This is a genomic window from Streptomyces sp. NPDC111802 (assembly GCF_055634335.1).
On record NZ_JBVKCZ010000194.1, the window covers coordinates 1 to 2,050 of the forward strand.

1 protein-coding gene and 1 pseudogene are annotated in these 2,050 nt (G+C 64.3%); one reads left to right on the forward strand and one right to left on the reverse strand.

Translation table 11 applies throughout. The features are described from left to right. Positions 1-247: 247 nt before the first annotated feature. Positions 248-511 (forward strand): annotated as a pseudogene (locus ACZ7NC_RS45355) (transposase); the annotation flags it as partial. A gap of 989 nt (positions 512-1,500) precedes the next feature. Here the strand turns inward: ACZ7NC_RS45355 and ACZ7NC_RS45360 are convergent. Continuing rightward, entirely contained in the window at positions 1,501-1,692 is a 192-nt protein-coding gene (locus tag ACZ7NC_RS45360; RefSeq protein WP_471498283.1) for a hypothetical protein, read from the reverse strand. Positions 1,693-2,050 lie beyond the last annotated feature (358 nt).

Consider the following 2,050-nt stretch of genomic DNA (forward strand, 5'->3'; position numbering starts at 1 on the left):
GCCCGCGTTGACCGCGCTCCCCAAGTCGCGCCCAGCCACACCAGTCGCCGGTGCTGTCACGTTGACAAGTGCCTGATCGCCTGACGGGGTGTCGGGCCTGGTTTCGGGTCCGAGTAGGGCTTACTGAATCTCTTTCATCCTGTCTCGCGAGGGTGAAAGGGCCTGGTCAGGGTGGTGACAGAGCAGAGCCCCCGGTCGTTGGCGGTGTTGGTTCCACTCGACACTGCCGACACCCCGGGGGGCGTTGATGCCCCTATGGATGTCGGACAAACTGTGGTCGCTGATCGAGCCGTTGCTGCCCAAGCCGAGTCCGAAGCTGGTCGAGGGCAGGCCGCGGGTCCCGGACCGGCAGGCTTTGTGCGGGATCCTGTTTGTGCTGCACACCGGCATCCAGTGGGAGTACCTACCGCAGGAGCTGGGCTTTGGCTCGGGGATGACGTGCTGGCGGCGCCTGGCCGCCTGGAACGAGGCCGGCGTCTGGGACGGACTACACCTGGTACTGCCGAAGAAGCGGCACTGTCAAGTTTGACTGCCCATCAGGTAATCAAGAAGGTGATCCGTAATCTTCGCCTTCGAATCCACGACTGAAACGCTGAATCGAGAGGTCGTAGGCGGCATTGAGGCGGGATATCCTTTCTTGATCATCTGACGGTCAGTCAAACTTGACAGTGCCGCCTCGAGGTGTGAGCCCGGTCCGCCCCGATCCGCCTGGCGGGCTACGAGCACGACCTTGCCGAGCCCCACATCTTGCCCAGCGTGGACTGACACCCACGCTGATCAACGAAGCCACCACCGACCACGTCCTCGACGGGCCGACGGTGTATCTGCGTGCGGGACCTGACGGCGCCTCACTCATTTCACGAAGACAGACGGCAGGGCGCCGATACTCCCTTGCTTTCCGCTAGCTCCAACATCGGCCGGACTCTGCACCCCGGAACGGGATTGCATCACATGAGGCAGGGCAAACGCGCAGTTGGGGGCCAGCGACTAGAGCTGTTTCTGCGCCGACACATATCGGCTCCGGCCCTTATCCCGGCCCGTCCCAAACCGGAGTGCCTCCCGCTCGTCCCGCTGCCGGTCACGGACCCTACGCGAGGAGCTGCGCGGAAGGGGAGCCACGGACTTCTCGTGACGGCCACCGCCGTGTCAACGCAGCCCGCTCGATGGCCGCACATACCCCATGCTGCTGGCAGCGCGGTGGCCGATGACGGCTATGTGCCACGAATGGCGGGCAAGAGGGCACTGTCAAGTACGGGGCGTCAAATGCTCAAGAAGGAACATCGCGAGCGGAGTTCGCCTGTGCCGCGGCCAAACCAATGCTTCATCCGTGGATTCAGAGGCGAAGTCTGTGAATCACCTTCTTGATCATCTGATGCTTTGTCAAACTTGGCAGTGAGTGCCCGACGACCAATTGAATCCGCCGAGTGCGCGTCGCGCATTGTGGCCGCCTCTGCTCGTGTGCCTGATCATCGTCGTGTCCGGCGGGTATGTGGGCCTGAGCTACGGGGCGTTCACGCAGTCGTCGTAGTTGGCAAAGTCTTCGCCCTCACACAGCGCTCCGTACCCGGGGTCAACCGGCTCCTCATACGGGGCTGGTGGCGTCGTGGGTTCGGGATCGTCATCGCCGCTGGCCGCGATGCCCGCGATGACGACGAACGCGATCACGGCCAGACAACCGAGTTTCGCCCACATCCCAGGCTCGACACCTCGGGGGGCGTGCCCGGCTGTGCGGGCGTCGGCGGGTGAGCGCCCCTTGCACGAGTCGCATTGGTAGAAGCCGAGACCGATCTGAGTACGGCGCCCCTTCGTGGTGCCGCATTGGTAGCAAGCCGTTGATGCCACGCTGTCCCCTCCCGTGTACACCTGTACCGTACAGACGCGTTCGTGCCGCCGCATGCCCGTGCTCCTGGTCCTCGTCGTCCGCGGCCAGCACCCAGCAGGCGAACGGGCCCAGGGGCGCTGTCAAGTTGCCTGCGAGTGAGGTGAGTTGAGGCAATGTGATGGTGCGCGGGTGTCGTGAGTGGCACGGCGTTCAGCCGTGCGCGGGCGC

Bases quoted from the DNA above. Each gene is read 5' to 3' on its own strand.
- ACZ7NC_RS45360 (WP_471498283.1), bottom strand. From the start codon at position 1,692: ATGTGGGCGAAACTCGGTTGTCTGGCCGTGATCGCGTTCGTCGTCATC.